Raw genomic sequence first — 21,193 nt, 5'->3', positions numbered from 1 at the left:
AGCCCCTGTGGAAAACTATATATAGCGGGTCAATATAGGCAAAATTCAGCCTATTTGGTGGCTGTTCCCGTCTGTTCTCACCACATGTAGTAACCGGTTCGTGAAGGAAACAGGGCAAAGCCTGCCCCACAAAATCCCAACTTTTTTCACGCATGTCGGCATCGCGTGTGTTTCAAGAGCCAAACTCAACCGCGAATCGACACAGATTCCTCCTGAATCCCCTAAAAATCCTGCTTTCGCGATTCGTATTCGCGGCTTGCAACGACTTGAACCACAGTTCGCCCATGAATTCCCATGGGGTGCCCCACGATATCCCATCAAGACCCCGAACAGCCCTGCCATCCGTTGCACACCTGCCCCACTTTGCACGCCTCGCGGCATTCTTTGATTGCGACTCGCACGTCGGCCCGGTACTCGGAGTGCACTTTGGTCCGGGCTCGCCCGGGTAATAGGGAACGCGGTGCAAGACCGCGACTGCCCCCGCAACTGTAAGCGGCGAGCGATATCGGCACAGCCACTGGGACACCCCGGGAAGGCCCGACAATCGCAGCGACCCGCAAGTCAGGAGACCTGCCAAAGTGATCACCCATCCCGGGCGCGGGGCGCGCATTCGGGTACGGTTCTCCGGCGTGGTGGCATCTCTTTAGCCGTTCGCGGAGAGCCATTGGCTCTTCCATGAACACATCGTTACCCAGCTTCGCGGTTCGCCGCGGGCCGTTCTGTACAAGGAACACAGCCATGATCCGTCTCAGGCTCTCTGCCTCGGTTCTCACCCTCGCCGCATCGGCGGGCTTTGCTCTGGCCGAGGTCGATCTCGGCACCATCACCCTCTACAGCAATCAGTTGCCCATCGCGCTCGAAGACTCCGGCAGCACCGTCGAGGTGATCGACAAGGAAGATCTCGAAACCGCGCCGACCACCTCCCTCGCCGATTTTCTCGCCACCGTGCCGGGAGTGACCGTATCGTCCAACGGCGGCGTCGGCGCGCAGAGCAACATCCGCATTCGCGGTCTCGACGGCGCCTACGTGCCGGTTCTCATCAACGGCATCGACGTGACCGACCCAAGCAGCACCGCGACAAGCTTCAACTGGGGCGTCCTGCCGATGGGTGCGATCGACCGGATCGAAGTGCTGAAGGGCTCGCAGTCGGCGGTCTACGGCTCCGAAGCGATTGGCGGCGTGATCAATATCACCACGCTCGACCCTGACGCCGAACCGGGCACCCGGGGCACCTGGGGCGTGGAGATGGGCGGCAACGCCACCAAGGCAGGCAATTTCGGCGTCGCCCACACCGGCGAGCGCGGCGGCATCGCCTTTACCGGCTCCCACCTGCAGACCTCCGGCATCTCCGCCAGCGCGGCCGGCAGCGAAGAGGATGGCTATTCCGGAACCCAGTTGACGCTCGAAGGCTACTATGACGCGACAGAGAACCTGCGCCTTGGCGGGAGCCTGCTGCTGATCGAGGCCAAGGGGGAATTCGACCCCTTTGGCGGCGATGGTGTCGCTCCCTTTGATCAGGAATACACCTCCCAGACGAAGGCGATGCGCTTCTATGCCCAATTCGACCTGGGTGCGGTCTCGAACGAGCTGTCCTACACGAACCTGACCAACGAGCGCACCTCCACCTCATCGGGCCGAACCGACCCGTTCCAGGGCACCCGCAAGGTGCTGGCCTACAAGGGCGCGTGGACTCCGAACGAGTCACTTTCCATCAGCTTCGGCGCTGACAACACGCGGGAAGGCTTCCGCACCACGGAGGAAGAGTACCTCTACGATCCGATCACATTTGCATTCCTCGGCAGCCGCCTTCTGAGCACCTCCGAGGAGATCGAAACCACCGGCGTTTTTGCAGAAGCCACCTATCGTCCATATGACGCCTTGTCTGTCACCGGGTCGATCCGGCACGACACGCACTCGTCCTTCGGCGGATTCACCTCCGGCCGCGTGGCACTCGCCTATGACTTCGGCAATCAGACGATCCTGCGCGCCTCTGCTGCCAACGGCTTCCGCGCCCCGTCGCTCTATCAACTGCACTCGCAGCTCTACGGCAATGCCTCCCTGGAGGAAGAACGCAGCCGCAGCTATGAGCTTGGCCTGGAAAAGGGCTATGCCAACGGCTTTGCCCGCGCCACGCTGTTTTATACGGAGATTGACGATCTGATCGGCTTTGTTGGCAGCGGCTACACCCAGATCAACGGAACCTCCGTCACACAAGGGCTGGAGCTGTCCGGCGAGTACAATGCAACCGATCGCATCACGCTCTTCGGCAACTACACCTTCTCCGACACCGAGGACCCGAACGGCAACCCGCTGCCCCGCACGCCGCGTCACGACATCACACTCGGCCTCACCGCCGATCTTACCGACGATCTGAGCATGGGCCTGTCCATCCAGCACCTCGCAGACCGCCCGCAGGACGGTTTTCCGGCGCGCGACATGGATGATTACACACTGGTCAATGCCTCTGTGTCCTACGACATCGCACCGCAGACCGAGATGTACCTGCGCGTCGAGAACCTGACCGACGAGAAATATCAGACCGCCGCGGATTATAACGCGCTCGGCCGCACCGCCTTCTTCGGCGTCCGTGGCTCTTTCTGATCTCATACCCCTGGCTGCGGCGGCCCTGCTCGCCGCAGCCCTTCCCGCCCGGGCCGCACCGCCCGAGGCGCCGCAGCGCATTGTCTCGCTCAATGTCTGCACCGACCAAATGGCGCTGCTGCTGGCCGATCCCGGTCAGATCGCCGCGCTCTCGCCCATTTCCACCGATCCGCGCAGCGCGGTTTACGCCGCGCAAGCCGAGGCCTTTGACCAAACGGAGGTCACTGCCGAAAGCGTTGTGCTGCGCCAGCCCGACCTGATCCTCGCGGGCCGCTACACCACCCGCGCCACGGTCGAGATGCTCACCGGCCTAGGCTATCGCGTCGAGATCTTCGAGCCCTCCAACAGCCTCGCCACGGCCCGAGAGAACATCGCCCACATGGGCCGCCTGCTCGGCCCGAAGGCCGAAGCCCGCGCCGCCGTGCTCCTGCAGGCCTTCGATGCACGGCTCGCCGCGCTGCGCGCCACCCCCGGCCCGCAGCCGCGCGTCGCTCTTTATTATGCGCTTGGCAACACCGCCGGCACCAACACGCTCGGCGCGGACCTGCTCGCAGCCGCCGGGCTCCGGAACATCGCTGCGGACATGGGCCTGCCCTACGGCGGCGCCCTGCCGCTCGAAGCGCTGATGCTTGCCGATCCCGACCTCATTCTCGTTGGCCAACCCTACAGCAGCCCGGCCCGTGCCACGGACCTGCTCACCCATCCGGTGCTGAAACGCTCTGGCAAGCTGCGCACGCTCGCCAATGGCGCCAACTGGCTCTGCGCCACGCCCGCCCTGCTCGACGTCGTCGAGGACCTTGTCGCCCTGCGGCTGGAATGGAGTGAGACGCAATGACCCGAACGCCGCCGCACCACCGCCGCGAACACAGCCCTCGCGCGCCCCGGAGCTCCGCATGAAATCCCTGCTCGCCCTCACGGCCCTGACGGTGGCGCTGTTTCTGGCCTCGCTGCTGATCGGCTACAGCCCGATCCCCCTCGGCACCGCGCTTGGCGCGCTCTTTGGCATGGGTGATCCGCTCTACCAGATGGTCCTGCAGGACATCCGCCTGCCGCGGGCCCTGCTCGCGGCGCTCGTCGGCGCGGCGCTTGGCATGTCCGGCGCGGCCATGCAGGGCTTCCTGCGCAATCCGCTCGCGGAGCCGGGGCTGATCGGCGTCTCCGCCTCTGCCGCCCTCGGCGCGGTGCTGGCCCTGCAAACCGGCCTCGCCGCCGCCTTCGCGCTGGCCTTGCCGCTCACCGCGCTGCTCTTTGCCTTCGGGGCCGTGCTGCTTGTCGTGCTGCTTGCCGGTCCGCGCGGCGCGTCTCTGACGCTGATCCTCGCGGGCATCGCGATCTCCGCGCTTGCCGGTGCGCTGACCTCTCTGACGCTGAACCTCTCGCCCAATCCCTATGCCGCCTCCGAGATCATCTTCTGGATGATGGGCTCGGTGGCCGACCGCTCCCTCAGCCACGTCTGGCTCGCCGGGCCGCTGATCCTTGCCGGTCTCGGCCTTCTGATGACGCTGCGCGGCGGGCTCGACGCTCTCACCCTGGGCGAAGACACCGCCCACAGCCTCGGCATTTCCCTGCGTTCGCTGCGTATGCGCCTGCTGATCGGCAGCGCCGCCGCCATCGGCGCCGCCACCGCCGTCGCCGGGGCCGTGGGTTTCGTCGGTCTCGTGGTGCCGCATATCCTGCGTCCCCTTGTCGGCCACATGCCCTCTCGCCTGCTGCCCGCCTCGGCGCTCGGCGGGGCCTCCATGTTGCTGGCGGCGGACATCGCCACGCGGTTGATCCTGCCGGACCGCGATCTCAAGCTCGGCGTTCTCATGGCCATCGTCGGCGCACCGCTCTTCCTTCACCTGATCTACAAGACGCGGAGGGACCTCGGATGAGCCTGCTCGACCTCAACGCCTTGACCGTGCGGCGCGGCGAATGCCCGGTGGTCGATGCGGTCTCCCTCTCCGTTCGCGCGGGCGAATGCGTTGGGCTGATCGGCCCCAACGGGGCGGGCAAGACCACGCTGCTGCGCGCCGCGCTTGGCCTGCTGCCGCACGAAGGCTTTGCCTCGCTTGCGGCTCTGCCCGCCGCCGCACGCGCCCGCGCCGCCGCCTGGATGCCGCAGAACCGCGAAATTGCCTGGCCCATCGCCGTAGAGGATCTTGTCCGGCTTGGCCGCATGCCTCATGGCACCCGACTGAGCGCCGCCGACCACGCCGCCATCGACGGCGCGCTGTCGCGCATGGGTCTCGACAGTTTCCGGCGCCGCGCCGCAACCGAGCTGTCCGGCGGCGAGCAGGCCCGCGTCCTCATCGCCCGCGCGCTGGCGCAGGACACTCCGCTTCTGCTCGCGGATGAGCCCACGGCGGGCCTCGACCCCGCCGCCCAACTCGCAACGCTCGACGTCATGCGCACCATCGCGGCAGAGGGGCGCGGCGTCGTCCTGTCGCTGCACGATCTGTCGCTTGCCGCGCGCTACTGCACCCGCCTGATCCTGCTCGACCGTGGCCAGCTCCGCGCCGATGGCCCGCCCGCCGAAGTGCTGAACGAGGCCAACCTCGCCGAGGTCTTCCACATCCGCGCCCGCATCCACCACACCCCCGAAGGCCCCTTTCTGCAACCGCTGTCCCGCCTGGATCCGCTGTCATGACCGGCCCGCAGCGCATCGTCTGCCTGACCGCCGAAACCGTCGAAACACTCTATATGCTGGGGCAGGAGGACCGCATCGCCGGGGTCACCGGCTATGCTGTTCGCCCGTCACGCGTGCGCCGGGAAAAACCGCGCGTCGGCGCCTTCACCTCTGCCGACACCGCCAAGATCCTCGCACTGAACCCGGATCTCGTGCTGACCTTCTCCGACCTGCAGGCTGACATCGCCGCCGACCTGATCCGCGCCGGGGTCGAGGTTCTGGCCTTTAACCAACGCGACGTGGCGGGTATCCTGCGCATGATCAACACGCTCGCCCGCCTCACCGGCGCCTCCGAACAGGCGGCGACGTTCCTCGGTGAATTCGAAGCGCGCCGCGACGTGCTCGCCGCCGAGGCTGCAACACGAACAGTCAGACCCCGGGTCTGGTTCGAAGAATGGGACGAGCCGCTGATCTGCGGCATCGGCTGGATCTCCGACCTGATCGAAATCGCCGGCGGTCAGGACATCTTCGCGGACCGCGCCAGATGCGCCAACGCGGCGGATCGCATCGTGACGGCCGATCAGGTCGCCGCCCGAACGCCCGACCTCATTCTCGCCTCATGGTGTGGAAAGAAAATTGCGCCTGAGCGCATCGCCGGCCGCCCCGGCTGGACCACGCTCCCCGCCGTCCGCGCGGGCCGCATTCACGAGATCAAGGCCCCCTTCATCCTAGCGCCCGGCCCCGCCGCGCTCACCGACGGCCTCGATCAGATCGCCCTGCATATCGCGAACGCTCTGGAAGACTGAGGCAAGCCACCGTCTTTGGTCTCCAAATACCTCCGCCGGAGGCGAAACGGGACGGTGGGCGGGGCGATGTTCCGCAACGCGGGACGAGCGCCGCACCCGTCAGAACGCCCCGCGCCGCCCCTCGAACCGCCGCACGGCAATGCCCGCCGCCTCAAGGTCGCGGCGCACCGCGCGCGCAATCTCCAGCGCGGTCGCGCCATCCCCGTGCAGACAAATGGTGTCGATTGCCGCCGGGATCGGCGTGCCTGTTTCCGGCAGGATTGCCCCCGCCTCCACCATTTTCACGATGCGCGGCGCGGCCACAGCCGGATCATGGATCACCGCGCCGGGCAGGCTCCGATCGACCAGTGTCGCATCGGCATTGTAGGCGCGATCTGCGAAAATCTCCCCGGCCCAGAGACAGCCAAGCCGCTCCACCGCGCGCTGCTGCGCCGTCGCCGTGAGCACCATCACGATAATCTCCGGCGCGACCTCCAGCGCCGCGCCATAACACGCCTGCGCCATCGCCTCATCCTCGGCGGCCATATTGGCCAGCGCCCCGTGCAGCTTCAGATGCCGGACATCGGCGCCCTGCCCCCGCGCCATGGCCAGCGCCGCGCCAAGCTGGTACTGCACCATGTGACGCAGTGTCTTTTCCGGCAGGTGCATCCGCCGCCGCCCAAAGCCCTGCAGATCGGCAAATCCCGGATGCGCGCCGATACCCACGCCCTTTTCATGCGCCTGCGCCATGGCTGTCGCCATCACGTCCGGATCGCCCGCATGAAAGCCGCAGGCGATATTGGCCGAACTCAGCACCTCCAGCAGCGCCTCATCCTGCCCCATCACCCACGGGCCAAAGCTCTCGCCCATATCCGCATTCAGATCGACCGTCGTCATGTCTCTTCCTTCCCCGTCACCACGCCGCTGATCAGCGTATAGGCCAGCAGATCCGGCATCCCTGCCGGGTCCCGGACCAGCGGCGCAACCCGCGCCCGCAGCCCCTTGATATCCTTCACAAACGCCGCTTGCGCCGCCAGAGCCTCATCGCGGGTGACAAACCGAAAGCGCACCTCCGCCCCGGCCGCCGCCTGGGCCACCTTCGGCAGATCGGCGGGGATCACCGTGCCGATGCGCGGATAGCCCCCGGTGGTCTGGCACTCGGCCAACAGCACATAAGGCGCGCCATCGCCGGGGATCTGGATGTCGCCGGGTGTGATGACTTCGGACAGGATCGTCTGCCCGGCCTCAAGCCCGAACCCATCGCCCTCCGGCATCATCTTCACGCCCATCCGGTTGCCCCGCGCATCGCGCCTGAACCGCGTCTCGCAGAACCGCACCTGATCCGCCTCTGGGTACAGCCCCGTCTGCAGGCTCGGCAAGATGCGGATCTCGCCGCCGCTCCAGCGCGGGGTGACGTCCAGCACCAGCCCCGTCTCGCCGCCCGCATCCGGCGCCAGCGGCAGCTCTTCGCCCGCTTTCAGCGCCGCGCCCAGCCCCGCCGCCAGATGCGCGCTCTGCGCGCCCAGCCGCTCGCGGCAGGCAAGCCCGCCACCAATGCTCAGATAGCCATAGCTGCCCGCCGTGACCCCGCCGATCTCCAGCACCGCGCCCGCAGGCAGCGCGTGGGAAGCATGCCAGCGCAGCGCAGCGCCATCCACCGCCGCCTTCATCGGCGCGCCGCTCAGGGCGATGCGCAGCGGCACATCCGCCCGGAACCGCCCGCCCATTCCGGCCAGCTCCAGGGCCGTGCCCACCGGCTGGCCAAGCAACGCCGCGCCCTCTTCCAGCGCGAGCCGATCCGCCGCGCCGCCGCGCGACAGGCCCTGCGACAAATACCCAGATCGGCCCATGTCCTGCACCGTCACCCCCGGCCCGGCAGAGAGCACCTCAAGCGTTCCGCTCATTCCAGCGCCTCCGTGCTCAACCCGCCCATCGGGTCGTCCTTCAGACGCTCGAACGCGGCGCGCGAGATGCTGGGAAAGCGCACCTCATCGCCCGGTCTGAGCAGAAACGGCGTGTCGCTATCGGGCTGAAACAGCCGCACCGCCGTCTGCCCCACATGCCGCCAACCGGTTGGCGTTGTGACAGAAAACAGCACGAGCTGCCGGATCGCCACGACCAGCGCCCCGACCGGCACCTGTGGCGTCAGCGCCGTCTGACGCGGGATGTTCCACGCCTCCGGCAAGCTGCCCATATAGGGCTGCCCCGGCGCAAAACCGATCGCCGTCACCCGCACCTGCGCATCCGACAGCGATTTGACCGCCTCCTCGGCGCTCATGCCGGCAACCTGCGCCGCTTCTTCGAGCTGCGGCGCAAGCTCCGTGCCGTAGACCGTGGGAATGCTCAGCAGCCGCCGCCCTTCCGGCAGCGCCGCCGCGTACCAATCCTGCTGATCCAGAATCGCGCGCAGCCGCGTCGACAAAGCGTCCGGCGTCACGGCCAGCGGATCAAAGCGCACAAAGCAGGAGACCAGCGATGTCGCGCATTCCTCCACGCCCTCCGGGCTCGCCCGCTCCAGCGCTGCGCGATAGGCCAGCGCCGCCCGGTTCGCCGGTTCGTCCAATGTCTCGCCAAAGCGCACCAGGAGCCCGTCGAGCCCAACCGCGTCGATCCGGGGAAACTCTGTCTGTAAAGAAACGGTCGTCATGGCCGCATGAAGGCACGGGTGCGGAGCACTGTCCAGAGGGGGCTCACCCCCCGCGCACAAACGCCGCCAGATCGCGCGCCGCGCCGCCGCGTTCGATCTGCCGCCAGAGGGCTTCCCCGTCCGGACCAATCGCCGCTTCCGCCTTGCGCAGCAAAGCGGCCTGCAGATTCGCCTGCGCCAAGGGCACGGCCAGATCGTGGGCAAACGCCACCCGCGTTCCATCGTCCAGCACCACAACGCCCTCCGCCTGCATATCGCTCAGCGTCGCGTCCCCCGTCACCGTGACACCCTCGGCAAAGGCGCGCAGCGCGCCGTCCGACGCCAGCGCATCGTCATAGCTGCGCTCATCGCCCGTCGAAATGCCGCGCAGCACCATCCCGGCCAGCCAGGCATAGCTGAACTTGACCTCCAGCCCGGTCTGCGGCGCCGTCTTGTCACACACGCCGAGCCAGCGCGGATTGGTGCGCAGCTGCACCGCCCGCACCCGATCGCGCACCGCAGGTTCCAGCGCCAGAAGCCCCTCGATCATCGCGTGGGTGCCGTGACAGCAGGCGTGCAGCTTGTACTTGATGTCCTCGAAGAGAAACCGCTCCACCGGCGGATCGCGCCAGAAGGCCGCCTCATCGGGGGCGTCGGACTGCGTCGCCACGAAACCCTGCGCGCCCATCAGACCGTCCTCCGGCGCGGTCATCCCCATGGAGGCCAGCAGCGCCGTTTCCACCCCCGCCGAGGCTGCGATCCCGGCATTGTAGGGTTTGCCCATGGTGCCGAACTGCACCTTCAGCCCGGAGGCCCGCGTCGCACAAAGGCCGACCGCATGGCGCATCTCCTCGCGCGACAGCCCGATCAGACGCCCCGCCGCGACGCTCGCGCCAAAGGCCCCGGCCGTCGCCGTCATGTGAAAGCCCCGGTTGTAATGCCCGGCCCCCAGCACGAGACCAACCCGGATCGCCACCTCCGCCCCGATCACGAAGGCCTCGATCACCTGCCCAAGCGTTGCCCCCTGCGCCTGCCCCATGGCCAGCGCCGCCGGGTAGATCCCCACCGACAAATGCCCGATATGGGCGAAATGCGTGTCGTCATAATCCAGCGCATGGCTGATGGCGCCATTGACCAGCGCCGCCATCCGCGCCGGATACGCCCCCTCCAGCCCGAACACAGCCGCCTGCGCCGCGCCGCCCTCGCGCGTGGCCATTTCCTGCAGGATGCGCGCCAGCGGCTCTGCCTGACCGGCGCGCCCGCAGACCAGCCAGTCAAACAGCGAAGTTCGCGCCATCTGCCGCGCTCCCACCGGGATTTCCGCCCCGGGCATCCCCGCCAAGTCCAACAGATGCTCCATCACGCGCATGATCGCTGCCCCTTCGCTATGGTCAGCAGGCATCGTACCGCCGTGCCGCCGGGGTGCAAGCCGCTCAGGTCTGCGCGGCCATGGCGCTCAGGAACGCGCGCACCTCACCGGGGCTGTTGTAATGCGCCAGCGAGACGCGAATGCAGTCCGGCTGGTTGAGCGGCGTCAGGATGTTGCCCGAATAATGATCCGCCTTGCGGATGTGCGTGCGAATGCCCGCATCATTGAGCGCCGCAACAATCTCTCCGGAGGGTTTGCCCGCGATCCAGAAGCTGACAAGCCCTTCGCGGGCGTCGTTGTCCGCCCCCGCGACGATCTTCACGCCCGGCAGATCCGCAAGCCCGGTCAGGTTCCCAGAGCCCTCCAGCATCAGCTGGACCAGCGCCGCCTCCTGCGCGTGGATCGCCGCACCCGCCGCTTCGATACGCGCGCGCAGGTCGCTTTCATCCGACACCTGCCCGCCGAGCCAGTCGAAATAGCCCACCACATCGGACATCGTGGCATAGGCGCCAGTGTCCCGCGTGCCCAGCTCCCAGCTGCCATCCGGCCCGCCGACCAGCGCATCATGCGCCAGCATGGTCAGCCGTTCCGACGCCCAGGCTACGCCATAGCCATGGCGCGAAAACACCTTGTAGGGCGAGATGACATAGCCGTCGATCGCCGCCGCGCTGACGTCGATCCGCCCGTGGCAGGCGTGCTGAATACCATCGACGATGATGTAACAGTCCGGCGCAACCGCACGGATCGCCGCCGCGATTCCGGCCACGTCATTGCTCATGCCCGTCACCGGCGAGGTATGCAGGATCGTCGCCACGCGGGTGTCCGGCGTAACATAGTCCCCATAGGCCGCCGCCGTGACCCGGCCCGTCGCATCGTCATGCGGCACCAGAACGTGCTCCCGTCCGCTCATCAAAGCCCAGCGCGCGCAGGCGCTGCGCGAGGCCGGGTGCTCGACCGTCGAGCCAAGCACGATCCCGCCCTTCTCGGAGCCAAGGCAGGCATCCTGCACCAGCCGGAACAGCAGTTCCGTGCCGCTCTCGCCCCACAAGACCGCGCCATCCGGCGCGCCCATCAGGCTGCGCACATCCGCCCGCGCCTTTGAGATCACATCAACCAGAGCCTGGCTCGCCACATTGTCGCGGCCCTGATTGTCCGGGATGGCCGCGAATTTCGCCGTGGTCTCCACCACCGACTTAAGTGTCAACGCTCCGCCCGCGTTCTCGAAAAACACGCGCGGCCCGCTCAGGGGGCACTCTTCGACATGGGCGAACCGGGCGCGCACCTGCGCCAGAAGGTCATCGGAAAACATCAGTGGGGCTTTCGTTGTTGCTCTTCGAGGGCGCGGATCGTCTCTTCCGCCGCCTTCTCCACATCTTCGGGATCGGTGGAGGGCACCGCGTAACTGCCGCCCAGCCACTTCGCCAGATCCAGATCGGCGCAGCGTTTGGAGCAGAACGGGCGATACTCTGCATCGGTCGGCTTCGAACACATCGGACAGCTCATTTCAGCAGATCCCTGAGCGGCTGACGGTCCCGTTTGCGCTGAATCTCCATCAGGCCAAGCGTGGTCCAGCCGGTCAGCACCGACTCCGTCGCCTCCTTCTTCAACCCGGCGCGCAACAGCCCTTCAAGCTGCTTGCGGTCCTTCTTCGGACAGGGTGCGGGATCGACGATGATCTGCCCGCCAAGGCCGCGCAGCCGAAGCTGTCGCGGCAGATCGCGCATCGCCGCCAGATTGGCCTTCAACCCCGCCGCCGGAGAGGTATCGCCGCCGGTGTTCACATCCACCGCCACAAGCGCGCTGGTCGGCTCGATGATCATCGAAAACCCACCGGGCAGGCGCACGTGCGGGCGGCGCAGGTCCTCGACCATCTCGTCGACGCCCTGCCGCGCGAAACTGCCCGGATCGCCGTCCACGTCCGCCTCTTCGGTCCACTCGCGCCACGCCAGCGCGTGCGGCCCGTCGCCCTCGACCAGAACCTCCGCCTCGCGCCCCTCATCGGCAAGCACATGCGCGGCCAGGCGGCACATGGCCACAACATCCTCCGCGATCTCCTCTGGCGCCGCATCCGCGCAGGACGAGCGCAGGATCAACCCGGCCTCCTGCGGCAGCGGCGCCTCGGCAAAGCCCTCGTGGGCCGACTCCATCGCCGCCTCGCGGGCGTCATCATCCTTGATCTGGCGCGAGACGTTCACACCGGGTTTGCCGGGCGTGACAATGGCATAGCGGGATTTGAACAGGATGTTCTGCGTCACCGGAATCGCCTTGCCCGGCTCCGCAAACCCGGTCACCTGCACCAGGAGCGTCTGCCCCGGCACCAGCCCCTTGACCTGCCGCAGGAACGCGCTGCCGTCCGGGGTGCGCAGGAACATGCCGCCCTGCCCCTTCACCGGCCGCTCCGCCACGCCGCGATAGATCGTGCCCGGACGCGGGGCGTCGCTGTCGATCATCAGATCATCCAGCAAACCATCGCGGATCAGCGCCGCCGCCTCGCGGCCGCCGATCTCGTCCAAAGCGATTGTCAAACCCTTCATGTCGCGCCTCCATAAAGCGGATATCCCGCTGCGCCGAGCAATCCTGCCGTTTCCGCCAAAGGCAAGCCCACAACGGCGGTGAACGATCCGTTGATCCACGGGATGAATGCCCCGGCCATGCCCTGAATGCCATAGCCGCCCGCCTTGCCGCGCCAATCCTCTGACGCAAGATAGGCGTTCAGCTCAGCATTCGACAGGCCCTTCATCTTCACCTGTGTGACCACGTCCTTTTCCCAGACGCGATCCCCCCGGCGCACGGCCACCGCCGTGATCACCCGGTGCCGCCGCCCCGACAGCATCGTCAGAAACTGCGCCGCCTCGCCCGCGTCCGCAGGCTTGCCAAGGATCCGCCGCCCAAGGGCAACCGTGGTATCGGCGCTCAGCACCACCTCATCCGCGCGCGCCTCGATCGCCAGCGCCTTCTCCCGCGCCAGCCGCACACAGTAGGGGCGCGGCAACTCACCGGGTTTAGGGTCCTCGTCGATGTCAGGCGGGCGGATGGCATGGGGCACCACACCAATCTGCAGCAAAAGCTCGCGCCGTCGCGGACTGCCGGAGCCCAGAATCAAATGCGGAGTGTCAGTCATACGGTCCCTTCCTTCGTCCTGCCCTTAGCCCGTCCGTCCCGTCAGGGCAAACGCCCCTTGCCACGGCTCCGCGCCCCGATACTCTGTCGCGCGGGAGGATCACCATGAAATCGCGAATTTTTTCGAGCCGCAACCGGCCCGTGCACCTCGGTCCTTATGCGCTGGAGCGGTTGAAACGCGGCCCCTTGCCGGACCTTGCGACGCTGCCGGATTTTGCCCCCCAGCGCTTCGACAGCGATAATCCGGAAAGCCTGATCCACGCCATGTCCGAACATCAGGCAATGATGGACGCGATCCGCGACGGGTTGGTCAACCGCGTCCGCTCCGCCATCCCCGAGGATCCGCAGGAGCGCGCCAACCACCTCAAGGCTTTCGGCTATTTCTCCGACGCCTCCATGGTGGGCATCGCCCGCCTGCCGGATGCGGCCCGCCTGCGCGCCCCGGTGATCAACCCCGGCATTGCCGCGCTGGCCGAGGCGCTGAAAACCCGCCAGACCAAGACCCTCGCGGCCGGGATTGACATGATCATGGCGGATCTGAAGGACTCGATGATGGCGCCGCCGGCCGGCATCGACGGCCACACCCATGTCATCGTCTTTGCCGTCGAGAATCCGCGCGATCCGCGCCCCGATGAACCCGGCTTCGACTGGATCGGGGACGCCCTGCCCCAGCGTGCCTGCCTGCGCGCCGCCGAAACCGCGACCGTCATCGCCAATTACATCCGCCTTCTGGGTTGGGAGGCCAAGGCGCACACCGGCACCACCTGTGACATTCACCTCACGCGCGCCGCCGTGGCCGCCGGGATCGCCTTCCCGGATGGCAGCCTTCCATGGCTCGGGGAGCGCTATGGCCTCGCCGCCGTGACCACCACGCTGGACCTTGCCACGGACACGCCCCTTGCGCCGCGCGACCAGCAGCCCGAAAGCCTGCTCACCGGCCTGCCGTGGCAGCTTGGCCTCCATTCCGCCAAATCCGGCCGCACGCAGGACCCCTTCGACGACAGGGACTTCGCCCTTGGACCGCACCCCTTCGAAACCCTCAAACGCGTGGACGCGCCCACCACCTATATCGACGAAGCCAACGTCGCCCGCGTCCCAAAACGCGCCGACATTTTCGCCCGCGCCCAGTTCGGGGACATGGGCAAAACCGTGCAAAAAGGCGCGACCGGCGGCCATTACGCGCGCAAGGCCGCGCCCTCCGGTGCGCAGCGGCGCCTGCTCGGGGCCCTCGTGCTCCTGCAAGGGGGCGGACCGCTGGCTCTGCCCCGCGATGCGTCCCCGCGCGACAATGCCGACGCGATCAAGGCAGCGTCCTACCTGCTCGGCCTCGACGCCGTCGGCATCTCCCGCTGCCCGGACTGGGCCTGGTACAGCCACGATGCCGCCGGCGCGCCGATCCACCCGGCCCACACCAACGCCATCTCCATGATCGTCGATCAGGGCTATGAGACCATGGACGGCGCCTCCGGCGACGACTGGATCAGCGTTGCCCAATCCATGCGCGCTTACCTGCGGTTTTCCCTGCTCGGCGGCGTCATCGCCGCACAGATCCGCCGCATGGGCTATTCAGCCAAGGCGCACACGGTCCTCGATGGCGAAGTCCTGCAACCGCCGCTCCTGCTGCTCAGCGGTCTGGGCGAGGTGTCCCGCATCGGCGAGGTCATCCTCAACCCCTTCCTCGGCCCCCGCCTGAAATCCGGCGTCGTCACCACGGACATGCCGCTGGCCCACGACAAACCCATCGACTTCGGCCTGCAGACCTTCTGCGAAAGCTGCAACAAATGCGCCCGCGAATGCCCCTCTGGCGCCATCACCGCCGGGCCGAAACTGATGTTCAACGGCTATGAGATCTGGAAATCCGACAGCCAGAAATGCGCCACCTACCGCATCACCACGCCGGGCGGCGCCATGTGCGGGCGCTGTATGAAAACCTGCCCGTGGAACCTCGAAGGGCTGTTCGCCGAAAACCCCATGCGCAGCCTCGCGATGCGCCTGCCCGCCGCCGCACCCTTGCTGGCAAAACTCGACGACATGGCGGGCCGTGGTGGCCTAAACCCGGTCAAGAAATGGTGGTGGGATCTGGAGCTTGAGCCGGACGGCGCCTACCGCCCGACCCGGCACCAGCTCAACGCCCGCGATCTGCAAACGGACCTCGATCTGCGCTACGAGGATCAGACCCTCGCCGTCTATCCCGCGCCGCTCGCCCCGCATCCTTGGCCTTACCCCGCGCCGATGGACCGCGAAGCCGGGATCGAGGCCTATCAGGCGATGATCACCGCCGAGGAATACCGCCACCGCGCTGCCGCCGGCAACACGGATCACTTGCACAAATACGATGCCGCCACCGACGCCCCAGTGCTGCGGGTCACGATATCAACGGCCGAGGACATGGCCCCCGGCCTGACAAAATACGAATTTTCCAACATCGACGGCACGCCGCTTCCGGAATGGACCGCAGGGGCGCATATCGATATCGTCGTCGCCCCCGAATTCCTCCGGCAATACTCGCTCTGTGGCGATCCCGCTGACCGAAGCCGCTACCAGATCGCCGTGCTGCGCGAGGATCAGGGACGCGGCGGCTCCGCCCTGCTGCACCGGATTTTCAACGAAGGCCGAAACGTTTTCATTTCCAAACCGATGAACCATTTCCCATTGGTCGAGGAGGCCAGCTTTACATGGCTCATGGGAGGCGGCATCGGCGTCACGCCGATGATCGCCATGGCCCACCGCCTGCACGCGCTGAACCGACCGTTCGCCCTGCATTATTCCGTAAAATCAAGAGCCTCCGCCGGTTTTCTCACGGATCTCGCGGCAATGCCCTGGGCCCGCAACGTGCATGTCCACATCTCGGACGAAAACACCCGCCTCGACCTCGCGCAAACACTGCAGTACCGCCCCGGCGCCCATCTCTATACCTGTGGTCCGGAAGCCTACATGGCCGCCGTCCAGGCCGCAGCCGAGACCGCCGGCTTCCCCGAAGTGTCCCGGCACAGCGAATATTTCGCCGTCCCGGAACAGCCGGACCACGTTAACCATCCCTTCACCCTTCGCCTGAAGGACGGACGGGAAGTCCCAGTATCCAAAGAAGAAACCGGGACCGAAGCCCTCGCCCGCGCGGGCATCCACGTGGATGTCAAATGCAGCGATGGCATCTGCGGCGTCTGCCAATGCGGCCTGCGCGGCGGCAAGGCAGAGCACCGCGACTTCGTCCTCTCGAACGCGCAACGCGAAACCCGCATCATCCTGTGCCAAAGCCGCGCCGCCGAACCGGACGGCATTCTCGACATCGACCTCTGATCGAACCGCCGCGCGCTCGCACCGCCCCGTCTCTTTGGTCCTCAAATACCTCGGGGGAGCCGCCAAGGGCGGCGGGGGCAGCGCCCCCAAAAACGCGGTCTCGCAGAGACCGCGCCGGTCGGATCGCGCAGGCGATCCGACATCATTCGGGGTGCGACGGTGCTTTGCCCGACGGCGCCACATAGGGCCGCGTCACATCCCGCAGACTGACCTCCAGCGCCTCCACCGACGCCCGGATCGCACCATCCCCCGCCAGCGTCAGAACCACATGTCCGCCCGGCGCCTCGCCCGGTTCGAACGTCACGGAGAGAACCGACAGCACCACGTCCCGGTCCGTCCGGTCCAAGCCCTGGCTCGACATGCCCAGCACGGTATCAACCACCAGCAGCGATTGCACACGCTCCACCGGCCGTCCGCGCCGCGTGGCCGCCTCCACATCCTCCCAACGCACCCGGTTCAGCAGCAGGCCGAGCCGCCGCTTGCCCGGTTGCCAGGAAATCTCCGTCACCGGCAGCACCGCATCCTGCACCAGCGCAGAAATCACCCCGAGGTCCTCGCCGTCGAGGGCCCCGAGGTTCAGCGGCCTTTCGGCCCCGTCTTCGAATCGTGCATCGTCGCTCATTCGCCCTTGATCCGTTCGATTTGCGCGCCCACCGCGGACAGCTTGCGCACCACATGCTCATAGCCGCGATCAAGATGGTAGACCCGGCTCACCACCGTCTCGCCCTCCGCGGCCAAACCGGCAAGGATCAGCGAGACCGAAGCCCGCAGGTCCGTCGCCATCACCGGCGCGCCTTTCAGCCGCTCGACACCGCGCACCCGTGCCATGCCGCCCTGCACCTCGATGTCCGCGCCCATGCGGATCAGCTCCGGCGCATGCATGAAGCGGTTTTCAAAAATCCGCTCTTCGAGATTGCTGGTCCCCTCCGCCGTGCACAGCAGCGCCATCATCTGCGCCTGCAAATCCGTGGGAAAGCCCGGGAATGGCTCGGTCACCACATCCACCGCCTGCACCCGGTCGCCTCTGCGCGCAACCTTCAGGCCTTTCTCGGTTTCCTCGACGCTGATCCCCGCCGCGTCCAACCGCTCCACATAGGCTTCGACAAGGCTCAGCTTGCCGCCAAGGCAGGTCACTTCGCCGCCGCAGATCGCCGGGGCCAGCATATAGGTGCCAAGCTCGATCCGGTCCGTCACCACACGGTGCGTCGCCCCGCCGAGGCGATCGACGCCCTGAATGGTGATCTGCGATGTGCCTTCGCCCTCGATCTGCGCGCCCATCGCCCGCAGGCACTCGGCCAGATCGACAATCTCCGGCTCGCGCGCGGCGTTCTTGATCACCGTCGTGCCCTTCGCCAGCGTCGCCGCCATCAGGGCGTTTTCCGTCGCCCCGACCGATGCGAAAGGAAAGTCCACCACCGCGCCCTTGAGCCCGCTCGGCGCCTTGGCATGCACATAGCCGTCGCGCAACTCCAGCTCCGCGCCCATCGCCTCCAGCGCCTTGAGGTGCAGATCGACCGGCCGCGCCCCGATGGCACAGCCGCCGGGCAGCGAAACCACCGCCTGGCCCGCGCGCGCCAGCATCGGCCCCAGCACAAGGATCGACGCCCGCATCTTGCGCACGATGTCATAATCGGCGTGCAGGTTGTTCAGATCATGGCTGCTCATGGCCAGCACCTGCCCGCCCTGCAGGCTCTGCACCTCCGCGCCAAGCGATTGCAGCAGCGCGGTCATCGTCTTGATGTCCGACAAGCGCGGCGCATTCGTAAGCGTCAAAGGCTCGTCACTGAGCAGCGTCGCCGGCATCAGTGTCAAACAGGCGTTCTTTGCGCCCGCGATGGGAATATCCCCGTTCAGCGGGCCATTCCCCGTCACCAAAATCGAATCCATGCCTGTCAGTCCTTGTTACCGCTGCTCTTGTCTGTCTGCTCAGTCTTGTCACCCGGCTCCGTCGCCCGCGCCCTTGCCTGCGCCTTGCGGCGGCCAAGATTCGCCTTGAGGGCCGCCTTCAAACGGGCATCTCTCTCGCTTTGCGGGGTTTTTCCGGGTGTTGATTTGCGCTCCATGCCCCCTCTGTACCCCAGGTGAAAAAAACCGTCCAGTTTGCGCTTGCACTCGAAAAAGTTTGAGGCTAATCACCGCCCACGCTTCGACGGCGACGCTGCTGTAGCTCAGAGGTAGAGCACTCCCTTGGTAAGGGAGAGGTCGAGAGTTCAATTCTCTCCAGCAGCACCATCCCGCTTGAACGGGGTCCGGCGCACCGCTCGAAGCAAAAAATTCCCATGACGCAAAACATGAAGATCGCCGCCTAAGCGCAAACTTTTTCGTGACTTTTCGCCATCACACCCCACGGCATCCCGGGCGCGCGCCCTTGCCAAGGCAAAGCCCTGCGTCCTATGCCATTCGGACCTGCCGCTGCCAAAGGGCATCCATCCGCCGTGCTGCTTTATCGTCTTCTCATCAGCGTCTTTTCCGCAGGCGTTTTGCTCAAACGCCCGCTTCCGGCCTATTGGCGCGCTCGGCTCGGGCGCGATTTGCCAAGCCCCGGCCCCACGGTCTGGCTACACGGGGCGTCGAACGGCGAGCTGGCCTCGGTCCGCGCAGTTCTGCAGCGGCTCATCGCGGATCGCCCCGACCTGCACTGGCGCATCACCGCAAATACCGACACCGCCGTCGCGATGGTCAACGGTTGGGGACTGCCGCGCACACTTGCGTGCCTCGCCCCGCTCGACCTGGCCGGGGCCAGCACCCGCGCCATGCGCGCCGGGCCGGTGGTGGCCCATATCTCGCTCGAATCAGAGCTTTGGCCGCACCGGTTCCGCCTTTGCCCCGGACCGGTGATTCTGCTCGGCGCGCGCATGAGCGCCGGAACCGCCCGCACCTGGGCGCGCCTGCCGGCGCTGGCCAACCGCGTTCTCTCCCGCGTGACCCTTGCCATCGCACAGGACGGCAGCAGCCTTGGCCGCCTGTTCGACCTCGGCCTGCCGCAGCCTGCGGGCGGACCGGTCGTCGATCTCAAGGCGCTCTACCTGCCCCCGGAGGATCAGACACCGGACGCAGCCCTGAGCGCCGCCTTTCCGCGTGCAAAAACATGGCTCGCCGCCTCTACCCATGACGGTGAGGATGAGACCATTCTCGACGCGCACATCCTCGCTCTGCGCAGCACGCCGGACCTCAAACTGATCCTCGCCCCCCGGCATCCCCGCCGCGCCGAAGCGCTGGCTGCGCTGATCACCGCCAAGGGGCTGACCTGCGCGCGCCGCAGCGCCGGGGAAGCGCCGGACGCACAGGTCTATCTTGCCGATACCATGGGAGAAATGGCGCTGTGGTACGCGCTGGCCGGGCGTGTCTTCATCGCCGGAACCCTCACCGATCGCGGCGGGCACACGCCCTATGAGCCGGCGCATTTCGGCGCGGCGTTGCTGCATGGTCCCGACACCCGCAACTTCCGTGCGGCGTTTGACCGCCTGGCGCAGGCCCAGGCCGCGCGACATGTCAAGGACGCCGCAACGCTGGCCGAGGCGCTGACCGCCCTGCGCAAACCCGACGATCAGATGGCGCTTGGCCGCGCCGCACAGGACGCGCTGGCGCAGGATATTGACCTCGACGCCCTCACCGCGCGTATCCGGGACGCTCTGCCATCGCCGCGGCCCGCTTGATCCCGGAAAACTTCGCTATATCTTAACGGTAGGACATCAGGTTCAGGATATGATCCAGTACAGCCTCAAATGCGCCGAAGGGCATCAGTTCGACAGCTGGTTTCAATCGGCCAGCGCCTTTGACAAACTGCAGGCCGCCGGCCATGTGGCCTGCGCCATTTGCGGTGCGTCCGACGTTGAAAAGGCGCTGATGGCCCCGCGAGTCAGCAGCGCGCCGAAGGACGATTCAGCGCCCAACACCCTCAGCCGCCCCGCCACCCCCGCCGAGCAGGCCATCGCGCGGATGCGCGATCATGTGGAGAAAAACGCCACCTATGTCGGCGGCAATTTCGCCAAGGAAGCCCGCGACATGCATCTTGGCGACGCGCCCGAACGCCCGATCTGGGGCGAGGCCAACGTCCAGCAGGCCAAGGCCCTGATCGAGGATGGCATCCCCATCGCCCCGCTGCCCTTCACCCCGACGCGAAAAAGCAACTGAATGGGCGGGGCCACGCCCCTCGCCGATCCGGCAGACATGCCCCGCGCCTTCGCCGACGCCTGGGAAACGCGCGACGGCGCGCGCATCGCGGCCCTGTTCACCGAAGACGCGGATTTCGTGAATGTCACCGGTCTGTGGTGGCATGGGCGCGCCGCCATTGCCCGCCCGCACGACGAAGCGTTGAAATCCTTCTTTGCGCAGACCCGACTGCGCATCGGACGCAGCGAATGCCGGATGCTTGGCCCCGATGCCGCCATCGTCCGCGCCCGCGTCCACATGACCGGGCAGATCGCCCCCGATGGCAGTGCCGCCGACGCCCGCCAGACCATCCTGAGTTTCGTGCTGACCCGCGGCACTGATGGCTGGCTCGCCGTATCCGGGCAAAACACCGAAATCAGCCCCGGCATGGAAACCCATCTGGCCGGTGCGCAGGGTCCGAAACCGGTGACCTACCGGAAACCCGGCGGACCGTAACGCCAGAGGCTCCTTGAGAGGTGGCCGATCTGTGGAGGCGCGGTGGCCCTGCACTGTCCGCACAGTGCGACCCTGCCGCGCCCGCTGACTTCCGCTTGGGCGCCACAGGCCCCATGGATATGCCCGATCGCCAGCCTCCTGCCGATCCGTACTGGCCCGGCCGGTGCACGAACGAACTC

19 protein-coding genes, 1 tRNA gene and 1 riboswitch are annotated in these 21,193 nt (G+C 66.9%); of the genes, 10 read left to right on the top strand and 10 right to left on the bottom strand.

What is annotated here, in order from left to right:
- Positions 1-410 precede the first annotated feature (410 nt).
- Positions 411-592: riboswitch (cobalamin riboswitch) on the top strand.
- Between the two features lie 146 nt (positions 593-738).
- Genes ACN2XU_RS07600 through ACN2XU_RS07580 form a run of 5 tightly spaced genes read left to right on the top strand, consistent with a single transcriptional unit; the run spans position 739 to position 6,015 of the window.
- Positions 739-2,601, top strand: a complete 1,863-nt coding sequence (locus tag ACN2XU_RS07600; protein ID WP_419409818.1) for a TonB-dependent receptor plug domain-containing protein — start codon at positions 739-741, stop codon at positions 2,599-2,601.
- Positions 2,588-3,436: an ABC transporter substrate-binding protein gene (locus ACN2XU_RS07595; RefSeq protein WP_419409817.1), complete on the top strand. Its 849-nt coding sequence runs from the start codon at positions 2,588-2,590 to the stop codon at positions 3,434-3,436. The genes ACN2XU_RS07600 and ACN2XU_RS07595 overlap by 14 nt, the downstream gene beginning before the upstream one ends.
- A gap of 58 nt (positions 3,437-3,494) precedes the next feature.
- Positions 3,495-4,475 carry a FecCD family ABC transporter permease gene (locus ACN2XU_RS07590; protein WP_419409816.1) on the top strand — a complete coding sequence of 327 codons (981 nt, stop codon included), beginning with the start codon at positions 3,495-3,497 and terminating at the stop codon, positions 4,473-4,475.
- Positions 4,472-5,230, top strand: a complete 759-nt coding sequence (locus tag ACN2XU_RS07585; RefSeq protein WP_419409815.1) for an ABC transporter ATP-binding protein — start codon at positions 4,472-4,474, stop codon at positions 5,228-5,230. The genes ACN2XU_RS07590 and ACN2XU_RS07585 overlap by 4 nt, the downstream gene beginning before the upstream one ends.
- Positions 5,227-6,015: a cobalamin-binding protein gene (locus tag ACN2XU_RS07580; protein WP_419409814.1), complete on the top strand. Its 789-nt coding sequence runs from the start codon at positions 5,227-5,229 to the stop codon at positions 6,013-6,015. Before ACN2XU_RS07585 ends, ACN2XU_RS07580 begins: the two co-directional genes overlap by 4 nt.
- 99 nt (positions 6,016-6,114) lie before the next feature.
- Here the strand turns inward: ACN2XU_RS07580 and ACN2XU_RS07575 are convergent, their stop codons facing one another.
- The 8 genes from ACN2XU_RS07575 to ACN2XU_RS07540 are packed head-to-tail and all read right to left on the bottom strand — an operon-like array spanning position 6,115 to position 13,110.
- Entirely contained in the window at positions 6,115-6,891 is a 777-nt protein-coding gene (locus tag ACN2XU_RS07575; protein WP_419409813.1) for a LamB/YcsF family protein, read from the bottom strand.
- Complete coding sequence (locus ACN2XU_RS07570) at positions 6,888-7,898, bottom strand: 5-oxoprolinase subunit C family protein (RefSeq protein WP_419409812.1); 1,011 nt, start codon at positions 7,896-7,898, stop codon at positions 6,888-6,890. The genes ACN2XU_RS07575 and ACN2XU_RS07570 overlap by 4 nt, the downstream gene beginning before the upstream one ends.
- Positions 7,895-8,641 (bottom strand): 5-oxoprolinase subunit B family protein, encoded by a 747-nt coding sequence (locus ACN2XU_RS07565; protein WP_419409811.1) that lies wholly within the window; start codon positions 8,639-8,641, stop codon positions 7,895-7,897. The genes ACN2XU_RS07570 and ACN2XU_RS07565 overlap by 4 nt, the downstream gene beginning before the upstream one ends.
- Positions 8,642-8,684: 43 nt before the next feature.
- Positions 8,685-10,022 carry an MmgE/PrpD family protein gene (locus tag ACN2XU_RS07560; protein WP_419409810.1) on the bottom strand — a complete coding sequence of 446 codons (1,338 nt, stop codon included), beginning with the start codon at positions 10,020-10,022 and terminating at the stop codon, positions 8,685-8,687.
- Positions 10,023-10,053: 31 nt separating this feature from the next.
- Positions 10,054-11,298 (bottom strand): aminotransferase class V-fold PLP-dependent enzyme, encoded by a 1,245-nt coding sequence (locus ACN2XU_RS07555; protein WP_419409809.1) that lies wholly within the window; start codon positions 11,296-11,298, stop codon positions 10,054-10,056.
- Positions 11,298-11,492: a DNA gyrase inhibitor YacG gene (locus ACN2XU_RS07550; RefSeq protein WP_419409808.1), complete on the bottom strand. Its 195-nt coding sequence runs from the start codon at positions 11,490-11,492 to the stop codon at positions 11,298-11,300. Before ACN2XU_RS07550 ends, ACN2XU_RS07555 begins: the two co-directional genes overlap by 1 nt.
- Complete coding sequence (locus ACN2XU_RS07545; RefSeq protein WP_419409807.1) at positions 11,489-12,523, bottom strand: ribonuclease E/G; 1,035 nt, start codon at positions 12,521-12,523, stop codon at positions 11,489-11,491. Before ACN2XU_RS07545 ends, ACN2XU_RS07550 begins: the two co-directional genes overlap by 4 nt.
- Positions 12,520-13,110, bottom strand: a complete 591-nt coding sequence (locus tag ACN2XU_RS07540; protein ID WP_419409806.1) for a Maf family protein — start codon at positions 13,108-13,110, stop codon at positions 12,520-12,522. Before ACN2XU_RS07540 ends, ACN2XU_RS07545 begins: the two co-directional genes overlap by 4 nt.
- Positions 13,111-13,214: 104 nt before the next feature.
- On the opposite strand from ACN2XU_RS07540, the gene ACN2XU_RS07535 reads away from it, so the two are divergent.
- Positions 13,215-16,406 (top strand): 4Fe-4S double cluster binding domain-containing protein, encoded by a 3,192-nt coding sequence (locus ACN2XU_RS07535; RefSeq protein WP_419409805.1) that lies wholly within the window; start codon positions 13,215-13,217, stop codon positions 16,404-16,406.
- 142 nt (positions 16,407-16,548) lie between these two features.
- On the opposite strand, the gene ACN2XU_RS07530 is transcribed toward ACN2XU_RS07535, so the two are convergent.
- Positions 16,549-17,028 (bottom strand): DUF2948 family protein, encoded by a 480-nt coding sequence (locus ACN2XU_RS07530; RefSeq protein ID WP_419409804.1) that lies wholly within the window; start codon positions 17,026-17,028, stop codon positions 16,549-16,551.
- Positions 17,025-18,293 carry a UDP-N-acetylglucosamine 1-carboxyvinyltransferase gene (gene murA / locus ACN2XU_RS07525; RefSeq protein ID WP_419409803.1) on the bottom strand — a complete coding sequence of 423 codons (1,269 nt, stop codon included), beginning with the start codon at positions 18,291-18,293 and terminating at the stop codon, positions 17,025-17,027. The genes ACN2XU_RS07530 and murA overlap by 4 nt, the downstream gene beginning before the upstream one ends.
- Before the next feature lie 270 nt (positions 18,294-18,563).
- Here murA and ACN2XU_RS07520 point away from each other — a divergent pair.
- The 4 genes from ACN2XU_RS07520 to ACN2XU_RS07505 all read left to right on the top strand — a co-directional run bounded on the left by ACN2XU_RS07520 (position 18,564) and on the right by ACN2XU_RS07505 (position 21,014).
- Positions 18,564-18,638: transfer RNA gene (locus tag ACN2XU_RS07520), tRNA-Thr, on the top strand.
- Between the two features lie 203 nt (positions 18,639-18,841).
- Positions 18,842-20,062, top strand: a complete 1,221-nt coding sequence (locus tag ACN2XU_RS07515; protein ID WP_419409802.1) for a 3-deoxy-D-manno-octulosonic acid transferase — start codon at positions 18,842-18,844, stop codon at positions 20,060-20,062.
- 49 nt (positions 20,063-20,111) lie between these two features.
- The gene (locus tag ACN2XU_RS07510) at positions 20,112-20,540 is read left to right on the top strand and encodes a DUF1178 family protein (protein WP_419409801.1); all 429 of its coding nucleotides are present in this window, start codon (positions 20,112-20,114) and stop codon (positions 20,538-20,540) included.
- Positions 20,541-21,014: an SgcJ/EcaC family oxidoreductase gene (locus ACN2XU_RS07505; protein WP_419409800.1), complete on the top strand. Its 474-nt coding sequence runs from the start codon at positions 20,541-20,543 to the stop codon at positions 21,012-21,014.
- Positions 21,015-21,193: the final 179 nt, after the last annotated feature.

It is taken from the genome of Pacificoceanicola niger (assembly GCF_048553275.1).
GTDB lineage: Bacteria > Pseudomonadota > Alphaproteobacteria > Rhodobacterales > Rhodobacteraceae > Pacificoceanicola.
This window is presented reverse-complemented; position numbering and strand designations above follow the sequence as displayed.